Annotated in this window: 20 protein-coding genes; 6 read left to right on the top strand and 14 right to left on the bottom strand. The window is 63.7% G+C overall.

Features of this window, described 5'->3' with window-relative positions; genetic code table 11:
- Positions 1-59: 59 nt before the first annotated feature.
- The gene (locus RA20_RS11735) at positions 60-1,178 is read right to left on the bottom strand and encodes an acetoin utilization protein AcuC (RefSeq protein WP_039128570.1); all 1,119 of its coding nucleotides are present in this window, start codon (positions 1,176-1,178) and stop codon (positions 60-62) included.
- Between the two features lie 209 nt (positions 1,179-1,387).
- Here RA20_RS11735 and RA20_RS11730 point away from each other — a divergent pair, with 209 nt between their 5' ends.
- The 5 genes from RA20_RS11730 to RA20_RS11710 are packed head-to-tail and all read left to right on the top strand — an operon-like array spanning position 1,388 to position 6,656.
- The gene (locus RA20_RS11730; protein WP_039128569.1) at positions 1,388-2,335 is read left to right on the top strand and encodes an ABC transporter permease; all 948 of its coding nucleotides are present in this window, start codon (positions 1,388-1,390) and stop codon (positions 2,333-2,335) included.
- Positions 2,332-3,147: an ABC transporter permease gene (locus tag RA20_RS11725; protein ID WP_039128566.1), complete on the top strand. Its 816-nt coding sequence runs from the start codon at positions 2,332-2,334 to the stop codon at positions 3,145-3,147. Before RA20_RS11730 ends, RA20_RS11725 begins: the two co-directional genes overlap by 4 nt.
- The gene (locus tag RA20_RS11720) at positions 3,144-4,736 is read left to right on the top strand and encodes an ABC transporter ATP-binding protein (protein ID WP_039128563.1); all 1,593 of its coding nucleotides are present in this window, start codon (positions 3,144-3,146) and stop codon (positions 4,734-4,736) included. Before RA20_RS11725 ends, RA20_RS11720 begins: the two co-directional genes overlap by 4 nt.
- Positions 4,733-5,206: a GNAT family N-acetyltransferase gene (locus tag RA20_RS11715; RefSeq protein WP_039128559.1), complete on the top strand. Its 474-nt coding sequence runs from the start codon at positions 4,733-4,735 to the stop codon at positions 5,204-5,206. Before RA20_RS11720 ends, RA20_RS11715 begins: the two co-directional genes overlap by 4 nt.
- Entirely contained in the window at positions 5,199-6,656 is a 1,458-nt protein-coding gene (locus RA20_RS11710; RefSeq protein WP_039128672.1) for an aldehyde dehydrogenase family protein, read from the top strand. The genes RA20_RS11715 and RA20_RS11710 overlap by 8 nt, the downstream gene beginning before the upstream one ends.
- Positions 6,657-6,817: 161 nt before the next feature.
- Here the strand turns inward: RA20_RS11710 and pncB are convergent, their stop codons facing one another.
- The 3 genes from pncB to pncA form a co-directional block, all read right to left on the bottom strand.
- A complete protein-coding gene (gene pncB / locus RA20_RS11705; RefSeq protein WP_039128557.1) occupies positions 6,818-8,107 on the bottom strand; it encodes a nicotinate phosphoribosyltransferase in 1,290 nt (429 codons plus the stop codon).
- Between the two features lie 63 nt (positions 8,108-8,170).
- Positions 8,171-10,444, bottom strand: coding sequence for a hybrid sensor histidine kinase/response regulator (locus tag RA20_RS11700; RefSeq protein WP_039128554.1), 2,274 nt, complete (start codon positions 10,442-10,444; stop codon positions 8,171-8,173).
- Positions 10,445-10,513: 69 nt separating this feature from the next.
- Positions 10,514-11,110: a bifunctional nicotinamidase/pyrazinamidase gene (gene pncA, locus RA20_RS11695; protein ID WP_039128551.1), complete on the bottom strand. Its 597-nt coding sequence runs from the start codon at positions 11,108-11,110 to the stop codon at positions 10,514-10,516.
- A gap of 182 nt (positions 11,111-11,292) precedes the next feature.
- Here pncA and trhO point away from each other — a divergent pair, with 182 nt between their 5' ends.
- Positions 11,293-12,204, top strand: coding sequence for an oxygen-dependent tRNA uridine(34) hydroxylase TrhO (gene trhO / locus RA20_RS11690; RefSeq protein WP_039128548.1), 912 nt, complete (start codon positions 11,293-11,295; stop codon positions 12,202-12,204).
- A gap of 85 nt (positions 12,205-12,289) precedes the next feature.
- On the opposite strand, the gene RA20_RS11685 is transcribed toward trhO, so the two are convergent.
- The 10 genes from RA20_RS11685 to RA20_RS11640 all read right to left on the bottom strand — a co-directional run bounded on the left by RA20_RS11685 (position 12,290) and on the right by RA20_RS11640 (position 20,553).
- Entirely contained in the window at positions 12,290-12,958 is a 669-nt protein-coding gene (locus tag RA20_RS11685; protein ID WP_039128546.1) for a NapC/NirT family cytochrome c, read from the bottom strand.
- Positions 12,958-13,428 (bottom strand): nitrate reductase cytochrome c-type subunit, encoded by a 471-nt coding sequence (locus RA20_RS11680; protein WP_039128544.1) that lies wholly within the window; start codon positions 13,426-13,428, stop codon positions 12,958-12,960. Before RA20_RS11680 ends, RA20_RS11685 begins: the two co-directional genes overlap by 1 nt.
- Before the next feature lie 8 nt (positions 13,429-13,436).
- Complete coding sequence (napA, locus tag RA20_RS11675; protein ID WP_039128542.1) at positions 13,437-15,935, bottom strand: nitrate reductase catalytic subunit NapA; 2,499 nt, start codon at positions 15,933-15,935, stop codon at positions 13,437-13,439.
- Positions 15,932-16,210, bottom strand: a complete 279-nt coding sequence (locus RA20_RS11670) for a chaperone NapD (protein ID WP_039128539.1) — start codon at positions 16,208-16,210, stop codon at positions 15,932-15,934. Before RA20_RS11670 ends, napA begins: the two co-directional genes overlap by 4 nt.
- Positions 16,207-16,722: a ferredoxin-type protein NapF gene (gene napF, locus RA20_RS11665; RefSeq protein WP_039128536.1), complete on the bottom strand. Its 516-nt coding sequence runs from the start codon at positions 16,720-16,722 to the stop codon at positions 16,207-16,209. Before napF ends, RA20_RS11670 begins: the two co-directional genes overlap by 4 nt.
- Positions 16,723-16,734: 12 nt before the next feature.
- Positions 16,735-16,884, bottom strand: a complete 150-nt coding sequence (gene napE, locus RA20_RS11660; RefSeq protein ID WP_039128533.1) for a periplasmic nitrate reductase, NapE protein — start codon at positions 16,882-16,884, stop codon at positions 16,735-16,737.
- A gap of 297 nt (positions 16,885-17,181) precedes the next feature.
- Positions 17,182-17,631 carry a CoxG family protein gene (locus tag RA20_RS11655; protein ID WP_039128528.1) on the bottom strand — a complete coding sequence of 150 codons (450 nt, stop codon included), beginning with the start codon at positions 17,629-17,631 and terminating at the stop codon, positions 17,182-17,184.
- 140 nt (positions 17,632-17,771) lie between these two features.
- The gene (locus tag RA20_RS11650) at positions 17,772-18,572 is read right to left on the bottom strand and encodes an XdhC family protein (protein ID WP_039128527.1); all 801 of its coding nucleotides are present in this window, start codon (positions 18,570-18,572) and stop codon (positions 17,772-17,774) included.
- Complete coding sequence (locus RA20_RS11645; RefSeq protein ID WP_039128524.1) at positions 18,569-19,747, bottom strand: vWA domain-containing protein; 1,179 nt, start codon at positions 19,745-19,747, stop codon at positions 18,569-18,571. Before RA20_RS11645 ends, RA20_RS11650 begins: the two co-directional genes overlap by 4 nt.
- Positions 19,744-20,553, bottom strand: coding sequence for an AAA family ATPase (locus tag RA20_RS11640; protein WP_446720154.1), 810 nt, complete (start codon positions 20,551-20,553; stop codon positions 19,744-19,746). Before RA20_RS11640 ends, RA20_RS11645 begins: the two co-directional genes overlap by 4 nt.
- Positions 20,554-20,718: the final 165 nt, after the last annotated feature.

Raw genomic sequence — 20,718 nt, 5'->3', positions numbered from 1 at the left:
CCCCTTCCCGCGGGTGGGCGCTTCGCATCCGCACAGGGCCGGGCTCTGCCCTCCTTGGCCTACAGCCCGCGTCTTGCCCGCAAATGGGCCGCCCGCTGCCGGATCACGTGCCTGACCTCCCCGCCCCGCGGCTGGTCGCGCAGCGTGGTGAACCAACGCTCCGGCGGGTTGCGGCCCAGCCGGTTGCCGTTGAACTCCAGCCCGCGCAGGACGTTTTCACCCGCCTCTGGCAGGTGCTCTGGTATTTCAAACCCGTTGAGCGTGGCCCAGACCCCGGTCCACAGCCGCCCGACCGACCACGGGTTATACCCGCCCCCGCCCAGAACCAGATAACGAGGCGCCATCCCCATAAGCGCCCGCACGACGGCCCAATGGGCGTTGTTTGACAGGTCCAGATGCGGCAGCGGGTCCTCTGTCACTGCATCGGCTCCGCATTGCAGCACGATGGCATCCGGCGCAAAAGCCTCGACCGCCGGCAGGATCAGCGCGTCGCGGGCAAAGGCCATCTCATCGTCGTTGAAGCCGCGCGGCACCGGCAGGTTCAGGGCAGAGCCGCCTGCATCCTCGGTCAGCGTGCCGGTCTTGGGCCAGAGGTTTTCTTCATGCACCGAGATCATCAGCACGTCGGGGTCGCCGGCAAAGCCATGCTCCACCCCGTCGGCATGATGCGCGTCGATGTCCACATAGGCAATCCGCTGTGCGCCGTGGTGGCGCAGCGACAGCATCGCCAGCACCGGATCGTTCAGGTAGCAGAAGCCGTTGGCCCGGTCCGGCATCCCGTGATGGGTGCCGCCCGCCGGATTGTAGACCACGCCGCCATTGGCCAGCAGCTCACCTGCCAGGATCGAGCCGCCCGCAGCCGTGGCCGGGCGGCGGAAGATTTCCGGGAACACCGGGTTGGAAATGGTGCCGAGGTGATGCCGGACACGGACCTCATCGCTCACTGTCTGCGCCGCTTCCGCCGCCTGCAGCGCGGCGACGTATTCCGGCGTGTGCCAGACGGTCAGCGCCGCAGGTTTGGCCCGGGGCGAGGTCACATAGACCTCATCCGGCAGCCAGCCCAGCGCGCGGGAGAGATCCATTACCGTGGACACCCGCGGCACCCGCAGGGGATGGGTGCGCCCATAAGACGACCCGCGGTAAATTTCCGATCCGATGAACAAGGGTTTCCCAAGCATGCGCCAGTGATACCCCGCACCCGTCCCGGCAAGGAAGAGCCCAGTTGGCCGTCCTCAGCGCAACGGCGGGACCGGTTTGCGCGCGATCCGCACACCCTCGCAGACGGCACGCATCAACCCCCTGACGCAACTTGGTTTTTCCCGGCGTCCGCAACGTTCCAGCGCTTCTGCTCTGGACCGCCGCTTTACGCAGACCTAACGTAATTGCGATGCTGCGCTATGCCTTGAAACGCCTCTTGTCCCTGATCCTCAGCCTGGCTGTTGCCTCGCTGGTGATCTTCCTTGTGGTGGAGGTGGCACCCGGGGATCCCGCGTCCTTCATGCTCGGAGTCAATGCACAGGCCGACACTGTCGCCGCGCTGAAGGCCGAGCTGGGGCTGGATCAGAGCAAACCCGCCCGCTACCTGGCCTGGGTCACCGGCATGCTGAGCGGTGATTTCGGCACCTCCTACACCTACCGCACGCCGGTTGCCGGCATGATTGCAGACCGGCTGTGGGTGTCGCTGCCGCTGGCGGTCTACGCGCTGACCCTCTCCACCCTGATCGCCTTTCCCGCAGGCATCTATGCCGCTGCCCGCCGCGGCAAGGCTGGCGATATGGCGGTGACCGGCGCCACGCAGCTGGGCGTTGCGGTGCCGAACTTCTGGTTCGCAATGATGCTGGTGCTGATCTTTGCCATCAACCTGCGCTGGTTCGGGGCCGGCGGGTTTCCCGGCTGGGAGGCCGGGCTTGGGGCGGGGCTGCACGCGCTCACCCTGCCCGCCATTGCGCTGGCACTGCCGCAGGCGGCAATCCTGACGCGGGTGATGCGGTCGTCCCTGCTGGACATCCTGGGCGAGGATTTCATCCGCACTGCCCGCGCCAAAGGGCTGACCCGGAGACAGGCGCTGTGGCGGCACGGGGTCAGGAATGCGCTGATCCCGGTGCTGACCATCATCGGGCTGCAATTCTCCTTCCTGCTGGCCGGCGCCATCATCATCGAGCAGGTCTTCTACCTGCCCGGCCTTGGGCGGCTTGTGTTCCAGGCAATATCTTCCCGCGATCTGATCGTGGTGGAATCGGTGGTGATGCTGCTGGTCTTTGCGGTGATTGCGGTGAATTTCCTGGTCGATCTCGCCTATGCGCTGGTCGACCCGCGCCTGAGGAGCCGGACATGACCCGAAATCTGATTCTCGGCGGCCTGTTATCCTCGCTGGTGCTGCTGGCGGCAGCGGTTTCGTTCCTTTGGACGCCTTTTGACCACTCAGCGATGAACATCCCGGCCAAGCTGCAGACGCCCAACGCACAGCACTGGCTGGGCACCGATCATTTCGGCCGCGACCTGCTGTCGATGATCATGGTCGGCGCCCGAACCTCCATCGCAGTGGCGCTGGTGGCCGTCGGCATCGGCATGGGCGCAGGCGTGCCGCTGGGACTTGCTGCCGCTGCCCGCAAGGGGTCCTGGCTGGATGAGCTGATCATGCGCGGCAATGATCTCGTCTTTGCCTTCCCCTCGCTGGTGATCGCGATCCTGATCACCGCCATTCTGGGCCCCGGTGCCGTCAACGCAATCATCGCCATCGGCATCTTCAACATTCCCGTCTTCGCCCGTATTACCCGCGGTGCCGCGCTTTCCCTGTGGGAGCGGGAGTTCATCCTGGCCGCCCGGGTTGCCGGCAAGGGCGCGGCGCGGATCTCTGCCGAGCATATCCTGCCCAATGTGATGAACCTGCTGATCGTGCAGGGCACCATTCAGTTTTCATTGGGCATCCTGGCTGAGGCCGGGCTGTCCTATGTCGGACTGGGCGCCCAGCCGCCCACGCCCAGCTGGGGCCGGATGCTGGCCGATGCGCAAACCATGGTGAGCTTTGCCCCGCATCTGGCGCTGGTACCGGGTTCAGCCATCATCCTGACCGTCCTGGGGCTGAACCTCTTGGGCGACGGGCTGCGCGATCATCTTGACCCGAAGCTTCGGGTGGCACGGACATGACGCTGCTGGACGTGACCCGCCTGACCCTCTCAATCGGCGCCTTTTCGGTGCTGAAGGATGTGTCCTTTCATGTCGATCCGGGCGAGATCGTCGCCATCACCGGGGAAAGCGGCTCAGGCAAGTCGATGACGGCGCTGGCAGTGATGGGGCTGCTGCCAGAGCTGGCGCAGGCCAAAGGATACATCACGCTGGACGGCACCCAGTTGCTGGAGCAAAGCGAAACACAGATGTGCGCCATCCGCGGCCAGTCCGTTGGCATGGTGTTCCAGGAGCCAATGACAGCGCTCAATCCGGTCAAGACCATTGGCGAACAGGTGATGGAGACCATCCTGATCCATGGCGCGATGCCGCGCTCGCAAGCCGAAGCACGGGCGCGGGAGGTGCTGGACCGGGTCGGCCTGCCTGCCGACCGCTTTCCGCTGTCGCGCTACCCGCACGAGCTGTCGGGCGGCCAGCGCCAGCGGGTGGTGATCGCCATGGCCATTGCCCTGCGCCCCAAGCTGCTGATTGCGGATGAGCCCACCACAGCACTGGACGTGACCACCCAGGCGCAGATCCTGGAACTGCTCAAGGACCTGGTGCAGGACTACGGCATGGGGCTGATGATCATCACCCATGACCTGGCGGTGGTGGCTGATTTGGCTGACCGGATCGTCGTGATGCGCAATGGCGAAGTGGTGGAAACCGGCCGCACAGACTGGCTGCTGCGCAATATGCGCCACCCTTACACGCAGATGCTGTTTGCGGCCTCTAACCATCAGGTGGCGCTGCCGGAACCGCCGCCGCCGGAACCGCTGCTGGAGGTCAAAGAAGCAATCCGGGACTACAGGACCCCACGCACATCGCTGTTCGCCAAACCGGGAACCTTCCGTGCGGTGAACGGTGTGTCCTTCATCCTGAACCGCGGCGAGCGGCTTGGCCTGGTTGGTGAGTCGGGCTGTGGAAAATCGACCCTAACACGGGCGATTCTAGGGCTGGAGCCACTTCAAGGCGGAGAGATTCGCCTCAATGGCGAGCCTGTCACGACTCACCCCGTCCCAAGCATCCGCCGCAAGATGCAGGTGGTGTTCCAGGACCCTTACGGCAGCTTCAACCCGCGCCATAAGGTGGAGCGGCTGATCACCGAACCCTTCCACACGCTGGAGACCCCGCCAGCCGGAAGCGCCCGCGTGGATCTGATTGCAGAAACCCTCACCGCTGTTGGCCTGCAGCCCGGAGATGCGCAGAAATACATCCATCAGTTTTCCGGCGGCCAGCGCCAGCGGATCGCCATTGCCCGCGCGCTGATCACCCGGCCAGAGCTGATCATCTTTGATGAGGCGGTCTCAGCCCTGGATGTCTCGGTCCGCGCCCGCATCCTCGACCTGCTGGCAGAGCTGTGCGAGGCTTATGCCCTCACCTATCTGTTCATCAGCCACGACCTGAGCGTGGTGCGCACGATCACTGACCGCTGCCTGGTGATGCAGAAAGGCGAAATTGTGGAACAGGGAGACACTGAAACCGTGTTCAGCAATCCGCAGCACCCCTACACCCGGCAGCTGATTGCTGCCGCCCCAGTGCTGCCCGATCTCGATCAGGGGGCCGCATGACCCTGTCGCTGGCGCTGATCATGCCGCGGGAGCAGGCCTTCTTTGCTGCAGCGCTGGCGCCCTATTTTGCCGAAGTGGCTCCGCAGGCGGCTATTGATCCCACGGAACGTGCAGGCCAGATGCTGCACCGCAAGGACGTGACGGCGTTCTGGATCCGCAAGGATGCTCAGCGCATCGGCTTTGCCATTGTGCTGAACCTGCCTGACGACCGCCGCGAACTGTCAGAATTCTGCATCCTGCCGCAGCACCGGCGCCAGGGCTGGGGCCAGCAGGCGGCCATAATGATCTTGCGGGAATTCCCTGGGCGCTGGCGCATGGGGCTGTCTAAGTCCTCGCGCGAGGCGGTGGCCTTCTGGGGAACCTGCCTCAGCATTCTGCCGGGTATCCGGGACTTGCGCGAAGGCGCGCCTTTCACCGAACATCAAATCAAAAGCTACAGCTTCGACATTGCAGGAGCGCATGATGACTGACACCTCCCCCCTCTGGTTCGACCCCGCGCATTGCCTCATCGGCGGAGAATGGGGACCTGCTGCCAGCGGCGAAACCCTGCCGCTGATGAACCCCTCGGATGGCAGTGAAATCTGCCGGATCGCCCGCGGCGGCGAAGCAGACATCAGCGCGGCGGTCACGGCGGCAAGCACCGCCTTAGGGAGTGAATGGGGCGAGATGACGGCTTTGGAACGCGGCCGCATCCTGACCCGCATCGGACAGCTGGTGCTGGAGAGGGTTGAAGACCTGGCGGCGCTGGAAGCCATGGATGTGGGCAAGCCGCTCACTCAGGCGCGCGCCGATGCGGTGGCGCTGGCGCGCTACTGCGAGTTCTACGGCGGCGCAGCAGACAAGGTGATGGGGGAGACCATTCCCTATCTCGACGGGTACACCGTTTATACCCTGCGCGAGCCGCATGGGGTCACGGGGCATATCGTGCCCTGGAACTACCCGATGCAGATCATCGGCCGCTCGGTAGGTGCAGCGCTGGCAATGGGCAATGCCTGTGTGCTGAAACCGGCCGAAGAAGCCTGCCTGACGGCCTTGGCTTTTGCCCGTATCGCCATTGAAGCCGGACTGCCCCCAGGCGCTTTGAATGTGGTGCCCGGCCTGGGCACCGAGGCCGGTGCGGCGCTGGCGGGGCACCCAGGCGTGCAGCACATCTCCTTTACCGGATCGGTCAGGACCGGCGCCCTGGTGCAGCAGGCGGCGGGCGCAAATGTGGTTCCGGTGACGCTGGAACTGGGCGGCAAATCCCCGCAGCTGGTGTTCGACGATGCTGATCTGGACGCGGCGCTGCCGTTTCTGGTGAATGCAGGCATCCAGAATGCAGGCCAGACCTGCTCTGCCTCCTCCCGCATTCTGGTGCAGCGCGGGGTGTATGATGAGGTGAAAGCGCGGATGGCAGAGGCTTACCGCGCGCTGACCGTCGGGCCGGCGGCAGAGGATCTGCGGCTTGGACCGCTGATCTCACCCCGGCAGAAACAGATCGTGGAAAGCTATCTGGCACAGGGGGCCGGATTGCCGGTTGCGGCACAGGGGGCCATCGTGGGCGGCGCTCCGCAAAACGGCGCCTATGTGCGTCCAACCCTGTTCGCCGATGTGCCGGAGGATCATGTTCTGGCGCGCGAAGAGATCTTTGGCCCGGTGCAGGTGCTGATCCCCTTTGACACCGAAGGCGAGGCGCTGCGGATTGCCAATGCCACGGATTACGGCCTCGTCGCCAGCGTCTGGACCCGCGACGGCGGCCGGCAGATGCGGCTGGCCAAACAACTGCGGGCGGGACAGGTGTTCGTCAACAACTACGGGGCCGGCGGCGGTGTCGAGCTGCCCTTTGGCGGGATTGGAAAATCCGGCCACGGGCGGGAAAAAGGGTTTGAAGCACTGTACGGCTTTTCACAGCTGAAAACAGTGGCAGCCCATCACGGGTAAACCGGCTGACGCCGAAGGGGTTGCGCTGTGCTTTGCACATCGCCCGGGGGGCAGGCCGCGCCTTCGGCGCGGCCTGCCCGGCCCAAGGGGCGCCGCTGCTTTTCCAAAGCAGGGGCAACGCGCGGGAGCGGCCCGTTTCTGCTGGCAACGCGGGAGAAACCTCAGACGATAACCGCCTGCCGCTCCTGCGCGCCAACGCCGAACACTTTCTTGTAGCGCTTGATCTCTTCCGCAGGCCCCATCGCCTTCTCCGGGTTGTCTGACAGTTTCACGGTCGGCCTGCCATTGGCGGCAACCGCCTTGCAAACCAGCGAAAACGGCGCCAGCGCATCCTCTGGCACCAGCCCGCGGAAATCATTGGTCAACAGCGTGCCCCAGCCAAAGGAGACTTTGGTGCGCCCCGAAAACTGCGCGTGAAGATCCTGGATCTGCTGCACATCCAATCCGTCGGAAAAAATCACCCGCTTCCCGGCCGGGTCTTCCCCGCGCTGCTTCCACCAATTGATCGCCACCTCGGCCCCTTTCGCCGGGTCGCCGCTGTCAATGCGGATACCGGTCCAGCCAGCCAGCCAGTCAGGGGCACGGTCGAGGAATCCCTTGGTGCCATAGGTGTCCGGCAGGATGATGCGCAGGTTGCCCTCATGCTCGTCATGCCAATCAGACAAAACGTCGTAAGGCGCCTGCGCCAGCGCCTCGTCCCCTTCCGCCAGCGCGGAATAGACCATTGGCAGCTCATGGGCATTGGTTCCGATCGCCTCCACCTCGCGGCGCATCGCGATGAGGCAGTTGGAAGTGCCGGTGAACTTCTCCCCCAGTCCCTCGATCATCGCCTGCACGCACCAGTCCTGCCACAGGAAAGAATGGCGGCGGCGGGTGCCGAAATCAGCAATCGTCAGCCCGTCTACGCCGCGCAAGCGTTCAATCTTTTCCCAGACCCGGGTCATGGCCCGGGCATAGAGCACCTGCAGTTCGAACCGGCCCATGCTGTTGATCACCGCGCGCGAGCGCAGCTCCATCAGCACCGCCAGCGCCGGGATCTCCCACAGCATGACTTCGTGCCATTTGCCCTCAAAGGTCAGCTCGTACTGGTCGCCCTTGCGCTCCAGCTGGTAGGGCGGCAGGCGCAAACCCTCGAACCACTCCATAAAGTCCGGGCGGAACATCTGCCGCTTGCCGTAGAAGGTATTGCCGCGCAGCCAGGTGCTTTCGCCGCGGCTGAGAGACAGCGAGCGGATATGGTCCAGCTGCTCGCGCAATTCGCCTTCGTCGATCAGTTTCGCCAGCGGCACATGCGACGACCGGTTGATCAGCGAGAAGGTGACGGTGGTGTCCGGCTTGTTGCGGAACACCGATTGGCACATCAGAAGCTTATAAAAATCAGTATCAATCAGCGACCGGACAATCGGATCGATCTTCCATTTGTGATTGTAGACGCGGGTTGCAATATCCACCGGCGGCCTCGTGCTTAAGGATCACTGATTGATAGGATAGCCCGCCGGAAGGGGCAAAGGAAATCAACCCGCGCGGCGGCTCTGCGCCTGCGGTGCCAGACTGCCCAGCAGATCCAGCAGCTTGCCCCGGTTGACCGGTTTGCTCATGAAATCGTCCATGCCGGCAGCCAGACAGGCCTCGCGGTCGGAATCGAAGGCATTTGCGGTGAGCGCCACAATGGCCGGCTGCGGACCTGCCAAGCCGCGGATAACACGGGTGGCTTCAAGCCCGTCCATTTCCGGCATCGACATGTCCATCAGAATAATGTCTGGCGCAAAGGTTTCGAACTGAGCCACGGCCTCAAGGCCGTTTTCGGCAAAGGCCAGCTCCACTGGCGCGGATTGAAGGAACTTTTCCAGCAGCACCCGGTTCACCGCATTGTCCTCGGCCACCAGCACCCGCAGCCCTCCCATTGCCGGTGTGCTGCCGAGCGGCGGGTCTGTGGCGGCTGCGGCCCCGGCGCAATCGTCAGGCTTCACTTTGGGCAGCTGCAAGCGCAGCCGTACTGTGAAGCATGAACCCTGGCCCATTTCGGATACCACGGTAATTCCGCCGCCCATCGCCTCAGCCAGGCGGCGGGAAATCGCAAGCCCCAGGCCGGTGCCGCCGAAACGGCGGCTGATGGCAGCGTCCGCCTGCGAGAACCGGTCAAACACCGCATCAAGCTTGTCCTCAGCGATGCCGATTCCGGTGTCGGTGACCGAAAATACAAGATCATGCCCTGCCGCCGCGGACTCGGCATCCAGCGCGATCTTCACTTGCCCCTTGTCAGTGAATTTGATCGCATTGCCCGCCAGATTCATCAGAATCTGACGGATCCGCCTGTCATCGCCGTGCAACTCGCCGGGCACATTATCCGCAATGCTGAGCATCAGCTCCAGCCCCTTGGCCTTTGCCTCTGCTTGCAGCAGCTGAACCGTCTCCGTGAAACATGCGCGCGGATCGAAGCTGGCCTGGCTGAGCGTCACCTCCCCTGCATCCATCTTGGAGAAATCCAGGACATCATTGATCAGCGCCAGCAGGGTATCGGCGGAGCTTAGAATGGCGCCGGCATAAAGCTCCTGCTCTTCGTTCAAACCGCTGTCGCGCAGCAGCTGCGCCATGCCGATCACGCCGTTCATCGGGGTGCGGATCTCATGACTCATGGTGGCGAGGAAGTCGGCTTTGGCCCGGGCGCCTTCCTCAGCTGCGATGCGCGCCTCTTCCAGCTGCTTGGCATGCTCCTTGGCCGCGGAAATGTCCCGCTCCACCGCGATCAGCGTCTCCAGCTTTCCGTTACTGTCCAGCATCGGCACCTGGCTTGTTTCAATCCAGATGTGCTGCCCGTCCTTGCGGCGGTTGCAGATTTCCACCCGGACCTGCCGGGCATAGCGGATGCAGTCCTGCAGCTGCCGGATCGTGGCGGGATCGGTCTGACCGCTGTTCAGCAAGTCGCCGGGCATCCGGCCCAGCGCTTCATCGGATGTATAGCCGGTGAGCCGGGTAAAGCTGTCGTTGACCCAGGTGATACGTCCTTCGCGATCCATCAGCATGACGCTGTCGCTGGCATTTTCTGCCACCAAGGCCAGGCGTTTGGCCTCCATCTGCTGCTCAGACAGCCGGGCATAGGCGCCTTCCAGCTCCTGCTGCTGCAGAGCCTGCGCGAGCACATTGCTGCGCGTACGGGCGAAGTTGCGCATCACAAAGGCCAGAAACCAGCCATAGGAGGCATAGAGCACCGCCAGCCCGGTCAGGTGCAAGTTGTACATCGGCGCCAAAACAGGGGTTTCGATGATCTCAACCGCAAGGAACCCAACCGGCAGCGCAGCATAGGTCAGCAGCTTGGTGATGACCGCCTGCGGATGGTAAGGCAGCACCAGCCCGGCGTTGATCGCGGCCCCGGCCAGCAGGCCGATGGTGAACAGCGGCTCGTTATGCGTGTGCGCCATCAGCGAGGGCATCTCCACCCAGAACGGCGCCGAGGCAGCGGCACACAGGGACAGGCCATGCAGAAAGGCCGTCAGCGATGTCAGCAGCCTCAGCCGGCCCTCTGACATGCCGCCCCGGATCAGCGCATCCGCCCGGCGCAGCACCAGGCAATCGACGGCATCGCCGGCAAGTGAGGCAGCAAAGGCTGCTACTGCATAGAGCGGCGGCACCACCAGGCCAAGGACCGCAAAGGCCAGGCCCATAAACAGCTGGCGGCCCCAGAACAGCCGGACCCTGCCGCGGGCATAGCGCAGCAGCAGCTCAAGTGAGCCGTATTTCCTGTAGTAGCCGGCCAGTGGGCCGGTGCCGCTCCTGTCCGCAGTCTCCATCAATCTGCTCCGTCATCCGGATCTGCAGGCAGCTTACTCTTTGCGTAGTTAATTTTTTTGGCTGTTGGCTCAGGATTGAAGGGCAATTCCGGCGTCTTTCATCAGAGACAAGGAGGCCGCCAGCGATCCGTCGAGATCAATCGCCCGGCAGGCAGCCAGGTCAACCGTCACCGTAAAGCCAAGCCGCGCCGCGTCCAAAGCGGTGAAGGCAACGCAGAAATCGGTGGCCAGCCCGGCCAGGGTGAGCCTGGTAATACCACGGCTGCGCAGATAGCCCTCCAGCCCGGTGGGCGTGGTTTGGTCGTTCTCAAAGAAGCCGGAATAACTGTCGATACCCGTCCGGAACCCCTTGCGAAGGATGAGATCGCCATCTGTGCGCAACCCCTCGCGAAAAGCCGCGCCATCGCTGCCCTGAACGCAGTGGTCGGGCCACAACACCTGGGTCCCATAGGCCATTTCCACAGTTTCAAACGGCGCCTTGCCCGGGTGCGAGGACGCAAAGGAGGAATGCCCTGCGGGATGCCAGTCCTGGGTCAGGATCACGGTTTCGAACTGCGTCATCATTGCGTTGATCGGGGCCACCACCTCATCCCCTCCGGGCACCGCCAGCGCGCCTCCGGGGCAGAAATCATTCTGCACGTCGACAACGATCAGCGCCTGGGTCATTCACTGCTCCTTTTTCACCTGCTTGCACAATATGTAGCGGTGCAGAAGCGTCTTGGGAACTCTTGCTGGGTGGCAGCGGGCTGGGTGGCTGCAAAGAATGCACTCATCTCCCTTATTTTACGGGCTCCGCCGCAAGGGTTCTTTCTCTTGAATTACCGGCGCCGGGGTTCTAAGGGCGGGGCATGTACACGATTGCTGCCCTCTATCACTTCACCCGTTTCCCCGATCCCGCCGCGGTCAAGCCGGCGCTGCTGGAGCTGTGCCAGGCGCAAGGCGTCAAAGGCTCGCTGCTGCTGGCGCAGGAAGGGATCAACGGCACCATTGCAGGTCCCCGTACAGGCATCGACGCGGTGCTTGCGCATATCAAGGCGCTGCCGGGCTGTGCCGGGCTGGAGTGGAAAGAGGCCACTGCCGCCGAACCGCCGTTCGGCAAGATGAAGGTGCGGCTGAAGAAAGAGATCGTGACCATGGGCCAGCCGGATGTCGATCCGCGCGCATCGGTGGGCCACTACGTCGAGCCGGACGAATGGAACGATCTGATCCGCCAGGACGATGTGGTGCTGATCGACACCCGCAACGATTACGAGGTGGCCATCGGCACCTTCGAGGGCGCGATTGATCCCAAGACCGAGAGCTTCCGCGATTTCCCGACCTGGTGGGAAGAGAACAAGGACCGCTTCCACAACAAGCGGGTGGCGATGTTCTGCACCGGCGGCATCCGCTGCGAGAAATCGACCAACTACCTGCTGGGCCAGGGGGTGGAGGATGTCTACCACCTGAAGGGCGGCATCCTGCGCTACCTGGAGGAAATGCCTGCGGAGAGCAGCACCTGGGAAGGCGAATGCTTTGTCTTCGACAACCGGGTCTCGGTCGGCCACGGGCTGGTGGAAGGCCCGCATGAGCTGTGCCATGGCTGCCGCCGCCCGATCCTGCCCCAGGACAAGGAGCGGCCCGAGTTCGAACAGGGGGTCAGCTGCCACCTGTGCATCGATCAGACCTCGGACGAGGACAAGGCCCGGTTCCGGGAACGGCAAAAGCAGATGAAACTGGCCCGCGAACGCGGCGAAGGCCATCTGGGCAGTATCCCGCTGTAAACCCGCAGCCCTGGCAAACAGACACTAAAAAGGCCGCTACCCAATGGGCAGCGGCCTTTTTCAGCTTTGCAAGGAACGCTCTGCGTCAGTGCCCGCTCATCCCCAGGTAACTGCGGGTGCTGGCCAGGAGGCCTTCACCTTCTGCCGGGGGCAGCAGGCGGGCATGGTCCTGCGCCTCGGCTTCGGCCATGTCGGGCAGCTGGTGGGCGATGCCCTTGTGGCAGTTGATGCAGGTCTTCTCGCCGGTGAACAGGAAGCGCTCGTGCGCATCTGCCGCCCGCTTGGACTGGCGGGTGATGTCCATCGACTCGTCCGAGTGACAGTTGCGGCATTCAAGGCTGTCGTTTGCCTCCAGCCGCGCCCATTCGTGCTGCGCCAGCTCCAGCCGGTGCTCCAGGAATTTCTCCCGCGTGTTGATGGTGCCGAAGATCTTGCCCCAGACCTCTTTGGAGGCCTGCATCTTGCGGGCGATCTTGTTGGTCCAGTTGTGCGGCACGTGGCAGTCCGGGCAGGAGGCGCGCACACCCGAGCGGTTGGAATAGTGGATCGTCGGCTTCAGCTCCTCGAACACGTTGTCGCGCATTTCGTGGCAGCTGGTGCAGAAGGCCTCGGTGTTGGTGACTTCCAGCGCGGTGTTGAAACCGCCCCAGAAGATGATCCCCATCACAAAGCCGCCCATGGTCAGAAAGCCGAGCGAGAAATAGGCGCTGGGACGCCGGATGATCCACCAGAGCCGTTTGAGGAAACCAATCATCAGTCCGCCCCGCTCTGCTGCGCGTTCACGTAGTCGATCACGCGGTCGATATCGACGAACTCATTCTCTACCAGCGGCCGGGCATTGGTCTGAACCACGTGGCACTGATTGCAGAAATAGCGCCGCGGGCTCACCGCGCCCAGAGTCTGGCCCTCGCGGTTCATGAAGTGGGTGACCGAGATCATCGGCGCCTGGCTCACCTCCACCGCGGTGCGGCTGTGGCAGGTCAGGCATTTGTTCGAGTTCAGATCGACCTGATAGTTGTCGGTCTTGTGCGGGATCAGCGGCGGCTGATCCGGGTAGTTGCGCACTTGGCGGATGTCGGTGTTGACGATGCCGGGGATCTGGGTGGCTTCGCCCTCTTCCGCCAGCGGCGCATTGTTGCGCAGCGTGGCGACCTGGTTCTGGGCGGCGGCTGCCGTGGCAATAAAGAGCGGAACAGCCAGGATAGCGAGACGGAGATGTTTCATGACGGGCCTCACACTGCTTCGATACGGACTGCGCATTTTTTGAAGTCCGTCTGTTTCGAGATCGGATCGGTGGCGTCGAGCGTGACCTTGTTGATCAGCCGGCGCGCATCGAACCAGGGCACAAACACCAGACCTTTCGGCGGCTTGTTGCGGCCGCGGGTCTCAACCCGGGTGCGCATCTCGCCGCGGCGGGAGATGATTTTCACCTCGGTGCCGCGCCTAAAGCCCATGGCTTTGGCATCATCCGGGTGCATGTAGCACAGCGCATCGGGAACGGCCTGATAGAGCTCGGGCACCCGCTGGGTCATCGAGCCGGAGTGCCAGTGCTCCAGCACACGGCCGGTGGCCAGCCACATCGGGTATTCCTCATCCGGGCTTTCCGCCGGCGGCTCGTAAGGCAGCGCAAAGATCACCGCTTTGCCATCGGGCTTGCCGTAGAATTCGTAATCCGCGCCCGGGGTCACATAGGGGTCGGAGCCCTCCTTGAAGCGCCACTGGGTTTCCTTGCCGTCCACCACGGGCCAGCGCAGGCCGCGCACCTCGTGATAGGTGTCGAACGGCGCCAGATCGTGGGCCTTGCCGCGGCCGAATTCGGCGTATTCCTCAAACAGGCCTTTCTGGATGTAGAAGCCGAAGTCCTCGGATTCGTGGTTGCCGTATTCGCGGGACTTCTCGGTCAGCTCGTATTTGTTGACCTTGCCGTTGGCGAAGAGGACATCGAACAGGGTCTTGCCCTTGAATTCCGGGTTGGCGTCCAGAAGCTCGGCCGGCCAGACCTCATCGGTGGTGAAGCGTTTGGAGAATTCCGCCAGCTGCCACAGGTCGGACATCGATTCACCCGGCGCGTTGACCAGCTGGTACCAGAATTGGGTGCGGCGCTCGGCGTTGCCGTAGGCGCCTTCCTTCTCCACCCACATGGCGGCGGGCAGGATCAGGTCGGCAGCTTCGGCGGTCACCGTCGGATAGGCATCCGACACCACGATGAAGTTGTCGGGGTTGCGGTAACCCGGCAGCCCTTCCTCCATGATATTGGGGGCGGCCTGCATGTTGTTGTTCACCTGCACCCAGTAGCAGTTGATCTTGCCGTCCTTCAGGTCGCGGTTCTGTTTCACCGCGTGGGAGCCGACCCAGCCGGGCACGGTGCCTTCGGGCAGTTTCCAGATCTTCTCGGCAATCGCCCGGTGCTTCGGATTCTTCACCACCATGTCGGCGGGCAGACGGTGCGAGAAAGTGCCCACTTCGCGCGCGGTGCCGCAGGCAGAGGGCTGGCCGGTCAGCGAGAACGGCGAGTTGCCCGGGGTGGAGATTTTGCCGGTCAGCAGGTGGATGTTGTAGAGCAGGTTGTTCACCCAGACACCGCGGGTGTGCTGGTTGGTGCCCATGGTCCACAGCGACATGACCTTGGTGTCGGGATCGGCATAAAGCTTGGCGATCTTTTCCAGGGTCGCGGCCGGGACACCGGACATTTCTTCCGCTTTTTCAAGCGTGTATTCGGAGACGAACTCGGCAAATTCCTCGAAAGACATCGGCTCGGAGCCGCCTGCTTTTCCGGCATTCGCCGCCGCCTGCTCCAGCGGGTGTTCCGGGCGCAGGCCATAGCCGATGTCCTGATTGCCGCGGCGGAAGTTCACGTGCTTGCCGACGAAGTCCTTATGCACCGCGTCATTCTGGATGATGTAGTTGGCGATGTAGTTCAGGATCACCAGGTCGGTGTGCGGGGTGAACACCGCCGGGATGTCCGCCAGGTCAAAGCTGCGGTGGGTGAAGGTCGACAAAACCGCCACCTGCACATGCGGATGGCTGAACCGGCGGTCGGTGATGCGGGTCCACAGGATCGGGTGCATCTCCGCCATGTTCGAGCCCCACAGCACGAATGCGTCGGCGTTCTCGAAGTCGTCATAGCAGCCCATCGGCTCGTCGATGCCGAAGGTGCGCATGAAGCCGCCCACAGCCGAGGCCATGCAGTGGCGTGCGTTGGGGTCGATGTTGTTGGAGCGGAAGCCCGCCTTCATCAGCTTCGACGCCGCATAGCCTTCCCAGACGGTCCACTGGCCGGAGCCGAACATGCCGATGCCCTCGGGGCCTTTTTCGGCCAGGGTCTTCTTCCACTTCTCGGCCATGATGTCGAAGGCTTCATCCCAGCTGACCGGGGTGAACTCGCCGTTCTTGTCATATTCGCCGTTGGTCTTGCGCAGCAGGGGCGTGGTCAGGCGGTCGGCGCCATACATGATCTTCGAGAGGAAGTAGCCTTTGACGCAGTTCAGGCCGCGGTTCACCTCGGCCTGGGTGTCGCCATGGGTGGCGACGACGCGGCCGGCCTTGGTGGCGACCATGATCGAGCAGCCGGTGCCGCAGAAGCGGCAGGGCGCTTTGGACCATTTCAGCTGGGTCAGGTCGGCGTCGGTGACAAGGTTCTGCGCGGCGGCAGGGATCGGCAGCCCGGCAGCAAGCGCCGCAGCGGCAGCGGCCTGCGCCTTGATGGCGTCACGGCGGGTAATTCCGGTCATTGGGGGGTTCCTTCTTGAAGGGCGAGTTCCTGGGCATCGCAAGCCTGATGGAAGACAAGCGCCGCGCTGGCGACACCGTCGAGAAGCTGGATCTTGGCCAGGGCATCGCCGATGGCACGGTCACTGTCCGCTTCGAACAGAACAACGATTTTGCCCGAGGGGTCGGTTTGCGAAATCTCGGCGTTGGGCATGGATGTGATGGACTCCAGCACGGCCTCCATGCGGGCCGGATTGCTGCGCACCAGCAGGCTGGAAATGTGAAGCTCTTCTGTCACGCGTGGCTCCTTTGCTGGCGTGGATCGCGGATAGCGATGGCATCATTGGGACAGGTGGCAAGGCAGGCGCCGCAGCCGCTGCAGGCCTCGGGATCAATCCGGATGGCGCCAACCGGGCGGACCGAAAGATCCATCCGGAGCGCGCGCGGATCACAGCTGTCGGTGCAGAGCTGGCAGCTGATGCCTGCCGCCAAAAGACAGTCTTCACCGATACTTACGGTGACCGGCCAGGGCGCAAGCTGTTGCAGATCGAAAACCGGCTCCGGGCAGGCCTCAGCGCAGGCCGCGCAAAAGGTGCACTCGCCGCCACGGAAGTTGATCCGCGGGCGGTTCCGGCTGTCGAATTCAATAATCTGTTCCTGGCACGCCTCCACGCAGGCATTGCAGCTGGTGCAATGGGCCTGCACCCGGTCCTCATCCGTCCATGGCGGGCGGAATTGCGGCTCGGGGCGCGCGACGCGGCCGGTCAGAAAGGCGCGGCGCGAGGGGGCTGTGCTGGCATGCGCTGGCATCGGCCTGGCCCTTTACCCGGCCGGGGGACCCAGGAAGATCTGGGAGATCCAGATGATCAAACCGTAGCCGCCGACGATTCCCACCGCCAGGACTGGCGCCAGAACCACGGCGAGGAACAGGAAAGTGTTCCGTTCTTCGGCTTTGGTTGGCTGTTCGGACATGTTTGTCCTCCTTGGCTCCTACAAAAGTAGCGCAGCAAGGCGGGCCGGAAAGAACCCCTCATGATTCTGGTTCTTCAAGCAGCGCTGCTACGATGCCCGGAGAATGCGCAGGACTGCCCGAGGGCACATTGATCTGAATCATTTCCCGCGCGGTTGTTTTTGATAATCAAAATATTCAAAAAACCGAAACTGTTAATCCTTGGGCCGCCCGCCGGCAGCTCGCCCGCAGCCCCAAAGCAAACTGCCCTGCACCACCGTCTGGCGATGCAAGGCAATACGTGCAGCCGTGAAACCGGATCAGGCGTCGGCAGGCGCCATCACCTCTGCGAATTTCTTAAAGAATTTGGCCGCCAGTTTCTTGGCCGTGCTCTGGATCAGCCGGCTGCCTAGCTGCGCCAGCTTGCCGCCGATTTCGGCCTTCGCAGTGTATTTCAGCACCGTTTTGCCGTCTGCTTCCTCCAGTGACACGTCAGCGCCGCCCTTGGCGTGGCCGGCTGCTCCGCCATTGCCCTGGCCAGACAGTGAAAACGCGTCTGGCGCGCCCGAGGGGTCCAGCTCGACATTGCCGCTGAAACGCGCCTTCACGGGGCCGACCTTGAGCACAACCTTGGCCTCCAACTCGGTATCGGAATGTTTGATCAGCTCTTCGCAGCCCGGGATGCATTGCTGCAGGATCTCCGGATCATTCAAGGCCTCGTAGACCCGGGCCATCGGTGCGTCGATGATGATCTCGTCGTTCAGTTCCATATGCGGTTCCTTCTTAGCAACAGGGAAATTTGATCTTTGACAGCAGCTCGGCGTGTTCCTTGGACAGCGAAACCCGCGCCAAACGCCGCCACAGCCGGGCCAGCAAGCCGCCAGGTTTGGTGCTGCGGGGGAGGCTGGTGTCAGTCATCGCTTTGATCTCCGCGCTGGCGCCGGCGCCGCACCTGTGTCAGCTGCGCCAGGATTGAGAGGGCAATCTCTTCCGGGGTGACGGCATCTATGGCCAGGCCTGCCGGCGCTTGGACGGCAGCCAAAAGGGCGGGATCACACCCCTCCCCGGTCAGCTTTTCAGTGAGAGAGGCGAACTTCCGGCGGCTGCCGACAAAAGCGACGAACTCCGCCCCGGCGTTCAGCGCCCCGCGCAGGCTGGCTGCATCGTCCTTGCCCTGCGTGGCCACCACAACCATCCGGCGGGTGCCCTCTGGCACATTTGCGGGGGGCGCTTCTGCGCTGCCCTCTGTGACCATCCAGTGAAACTGTTCTGCCAAGGTTTTCAGCGCCCCGGCCACCGGTGATGCGCCATAGACGACCAGTTCGGGCAACGGCAGCACAGGCTCAACAAAGATGTCGAGCGAGCCCTTGGAAGGGCAGCCGTTCCTGGCAAAGCGGATGCCATCCTGTTCGGTGCCCGGGGTGATGCCTTCGGCCTCCAGCATGTCCTGCGGCTTCAGCGAGATCAGCTGCGGCTGCCCCTCTGTAACGGCCTGCTTCACCGCGCGCGCCAGCGCCGCACGCACACAGCCGCCGCCCACCCAGCCATGGGCAATCACGCCATCCGCCAGCAGCACGGCCTTGGCCCCGGGCTTGGCGGCGGTCAGGCCCGCCGTGCGGATCACCGTGGCAATGGCAAAAGGCGCGCCTTCTGAACGCAGCGCCTGTGTCACGGCGGCAAGATCGCGGTCTGTCAGTTCTGCAGGTGTCATAGCCGGGCAAGCTCCGGTTCCAGGGCGGCCAGGTCTTCCAGGCGGTTCGCCGCGCTGAACAGGTCAAGATGCGGCAGGGCGGCTGCCATGCCGCGGGCGATAGGCTCATACCCGGCCCAGCCCTTCATCGGATTGAGCCAGATGATCCGGCAGCCGCGCTTGCGCAGCCGCGCCAGCGCCGCGCCCAGCAGCTCCGGCGGATCGGTGTCATAGCCATCCGACAGGATCAGCACCGCGGTGCGGCCGTCCACGAAGCGGCGCGCATAGCTGCGTGAGAAATGGTCCAGCGACGCTCCGATCTTTGAACCGCCGCCAAAGCCCTCCGCCATGACCGACAGCCGGCCCAGCGCGCGCAAGGCATCCTTATCGCGCAACGCATCGGTGATCCGCACCAGGCGGGTGTGGAACAGATAGGCATCGCTGGCCGGATCAGCGCGCATCAGGCCAGCCAAAAAGGCGAGAAAAACACGGGCGTACAGCGTCATCGATCCGGAAACGTCGCAGATGGCCACGATCTTTACCGGCCGGTCCGGGCGGGTTTTCCGGTACAGGCGCAAAGGTTCCCCGCCTGTGGGCAGGCTGCTGCGGATGACCTTGCGCAGATGCAGCCCGCGGCCCTTGCGGGAGGCCTTGCGGCGGCGCGCGCGCCGGTCGCGCAGCGCCGCACCCAAGCGGCGGGCCACGGTTTCCGCTGCGGCGATGTCTTCCTTCTGCACCAGGTCGCGCAGATCTTGCTTCATCAGGTTCCGTGTTGCGACGGCGGCCAGCTTACCCTCACCGCCGGTTTCTGCTGCACCGCCGCCGCCATCCGGTGCGCTGGCTTTGCCGCCGCTGCTCCTGTCTTCGCCTTTGGTCTCGCGCGAAGAATGAACCGAGGACATATCCGGCGATGGCACCGGTACGGCCTTGGAAGAAACCCTCCCGCCATTGCGCCAAAAACTGTCGAACAGATCGCCGAACCGGGCCGCATCATCAGCGCTGCCGGCACAGACCGCTTTGAGCGCACGGCAGCAGTCATCGGCATTCCAGGCGTCAACACAGGTCAGCGCCTCCAGTGCTGCCTGGGTTTCCGAAGCCCCCAGTCGCAGCCCATTGGCCCGCAAGTGCGCCATGAACCCGGCCATCCGGGCAGCCGGCCCGGGGTCGCGGGCCGCAAACCGCGTCACCCGGCTCATGCCGCCCGCCCCGCCAGACGCTGCGCAACCTCGGTGGTGATGTTTGCGCGGTCGCTTTGAGTCTTCAGCAAAGCGGCCAAGGCCGCCTGCAGCTGGTGCGGATCATGGGTCAGGTCCGCCACACCCAGCCCCATTAGCGCCGCCGCAAAATCAAGAGTTTCGGCAATGCCGGGGATTTTCTCCAGATCTTCTTTGCGCAGAGCCTGCACGAAGCCAATGATTTGCCGGGCCAAGCGGTCTTCGATCCCAGCACAGCGGACCTGCAGAATGGCAAGCTCGGCAGCCGGATCCGGGTAGTCCGCATGGGCATAGAGGCAGCGCCGGCGCAGCGCATCGCTGAGGTCGCGGGTGCCATTGGCGGTCAGGATCACAACGGGGCGGGACGTGGCGGAAATGGTACCCAGCTCCGGCACGGAGATCTGAAACTCCGACAGCACCTCCAGCAGGTAGGCTTCGAACTCCTCGTCAGCCCGGTCGATTTCATCAATCAGCAAAACCGGAGGCGTCTCCTGGCGGATCGCCTTCAGCAGCGGGCGTTCCAGCAGGAACTCTTCCGAGAAGATGCGGCTTTCGACAGCGCGCCCGGTCTCGCCATCTTCGGCCGCAGCCCGGATCGCCAGCAACTGGCGCTGATAGTTCCACTCATAGATCGCCTGTGCCGCATCCAGCCCTTCATAGCACTGCAGCCGGATCAGCTGCGTGTTCAGGACCGCCGCCAGCACCCGGGCCACCTCGGTCTTGCCGACGCCCGCCGCCCCTTCCAGCAGCAGCGGTCGGCCCAGCGCCAGCGCCAGATGCACCGCCATCGCCAGATCCTCTCCGGCAACATAGCCTTGTGCAGCCAACGCCTCTTTCAGCTCACCATGTGTCACAACAGGGATCCATTCTTCATCTGGCTTAAATTTCCCGGGGGAAGTTCGGAGGGGGCGCTGCCCCCTCCGGCGGTTCGAACCAGGCAAAGCCGGTCCGAA

The organism is Leisingera sp. ANG-Vp (genome assembly GCF_000813725.1).
In the GTDB taxonomy this organism is placed as follows: Bacteria; Pseudomonadota; Alphaproteobacteria; order Rhodobacterales; family Rhodobacteraceae; genus Leisingera.
This window is presented reverse-complemented; position numbering and strand designations above follow the sequence as displayed.

Bases quoted from the DNA above. Each gene is read 5' to 3' on its own strand.
- napF (WP_039128536.1), bottom strand. From the start codon at position 16,722: ATGCCAGCGCATGCCAGCACAGCCCCCTCGCGCCGCGCCTTTCTGACC.
- RA20_RS11640 (WP_446720154.1), bottom strand. From the start codon at position 20,553: ATGGCGGTGCATCTGGCGCTGGCGCTGGGCCGACCGCTGCTGCTGGAA.
- napE (WP_039128533.1), bottom strand. From the start codon at position 16,884: ATGTCCGAACAGCCAACCAAAGCCGAAGAACGGAACACTTTCCTGTTC.
- RA20_RS11720 (WP_039128563.1), top strand. From the start codon at position 3,144: ATGACGCTGCTGGACGTGACCCGCCTGACCCTCTCAATCGGCGCCTTT.
- RA20_RS11645 (WP_039128524.1), bottom strand. From the start codon at position 19,747: ATGAGCCGGGTGACGCGGTTTGCGGCCCGCGACCCCGGGCCGGCTGCC.
- RA20_RS11710 (WP_039128672.1), top strand. From the start codon at position 5,199: ATGACTGACACCTCCCCCCTCTGGTTCGACCCCGCGCATTGCCTCATC.
- RA20_RS11650 (WP_039128527.1), bottom strand. From the start codon at position 18,572: ATGACACCTGCAGAACTGACAGACCGCGATCTTGCCGCCGTGACACAG.
- napA (WP_039128542.1), bottom strand. From the start codon at position 15,935: ATGACCGGAATTACCCGCCGTGACGCCATCAAGGCGCAGGCCGCTGCC.
- RA20_RS11715 (WP_039128559.1), top strand. From the start codon at position 4,733: ATGACCCTGTCGCTGGCGCTGATCATGCCGCGGGAGCAGGCCTTCTTT.
- RA20_RS11735 (WP_039128570.1), bottom strand. From the start codon at position 1,178: ATGCTTGGGAAACCCTTGTTCATCGGATCGGAAATTTACCGCGGGTCG.
- trhO (WP_039128548.1), top strand. From the start codon at position 11,293: ATGTACACGATTGCTGCCCTCTATCACTTCACCCGTTTCCCCGATCCC.
- RA20_RS11655 (WP_039128528.1), bottom strand. From the start codon at position 17,631: ATGGAACTGAACGACGAGATCATCATCGACGCACCGATGGCCCGGGTC.
- RA20_RS11730 (WP_039128569.1), top strand. From the start codon at position 1,388: ATGCTGCGCTATGCCTTGAAACGCCTCTTGTCCCTGATCCTCAGCCTG.
- RA20_RS11680 (WP_039128544.1), bottom strand. From the start codon at position 13,428: ATGAAACATCTCCGTCTCGCTATCCTGGCTGTTCCGCTCTTTATTGCC.
- RA20_RS11685 (WP_039128546.1), bottom strand. From the start codon at position 12,958: ATGATTGGTTTCCTCAAACGGCTCTGGTGGATCATCCGGCGTCCCAGC.
- RA20_RS11725 (WP_039128566.1), top strand. From the start codon at position 2,332: ATGACCCGAAATCTGATTCTCGGCGGCCTGTTATCCTCGCTGGTGCTG.
- RA20_RS11700 (WP_039128554.1), bottom strand. From the start codon at position 10,444: ATGGAGACTGCGGACAGGAGCGGCACCGGCCCACTGGCCGGCTACTAC.
- pncA (WP_039128551.1), bottom strand. From the start codon at position 11,110: ATGACCCAGGCGCTGATCGTTGTCGACGTGCAGAATGATTTCTGCCCC.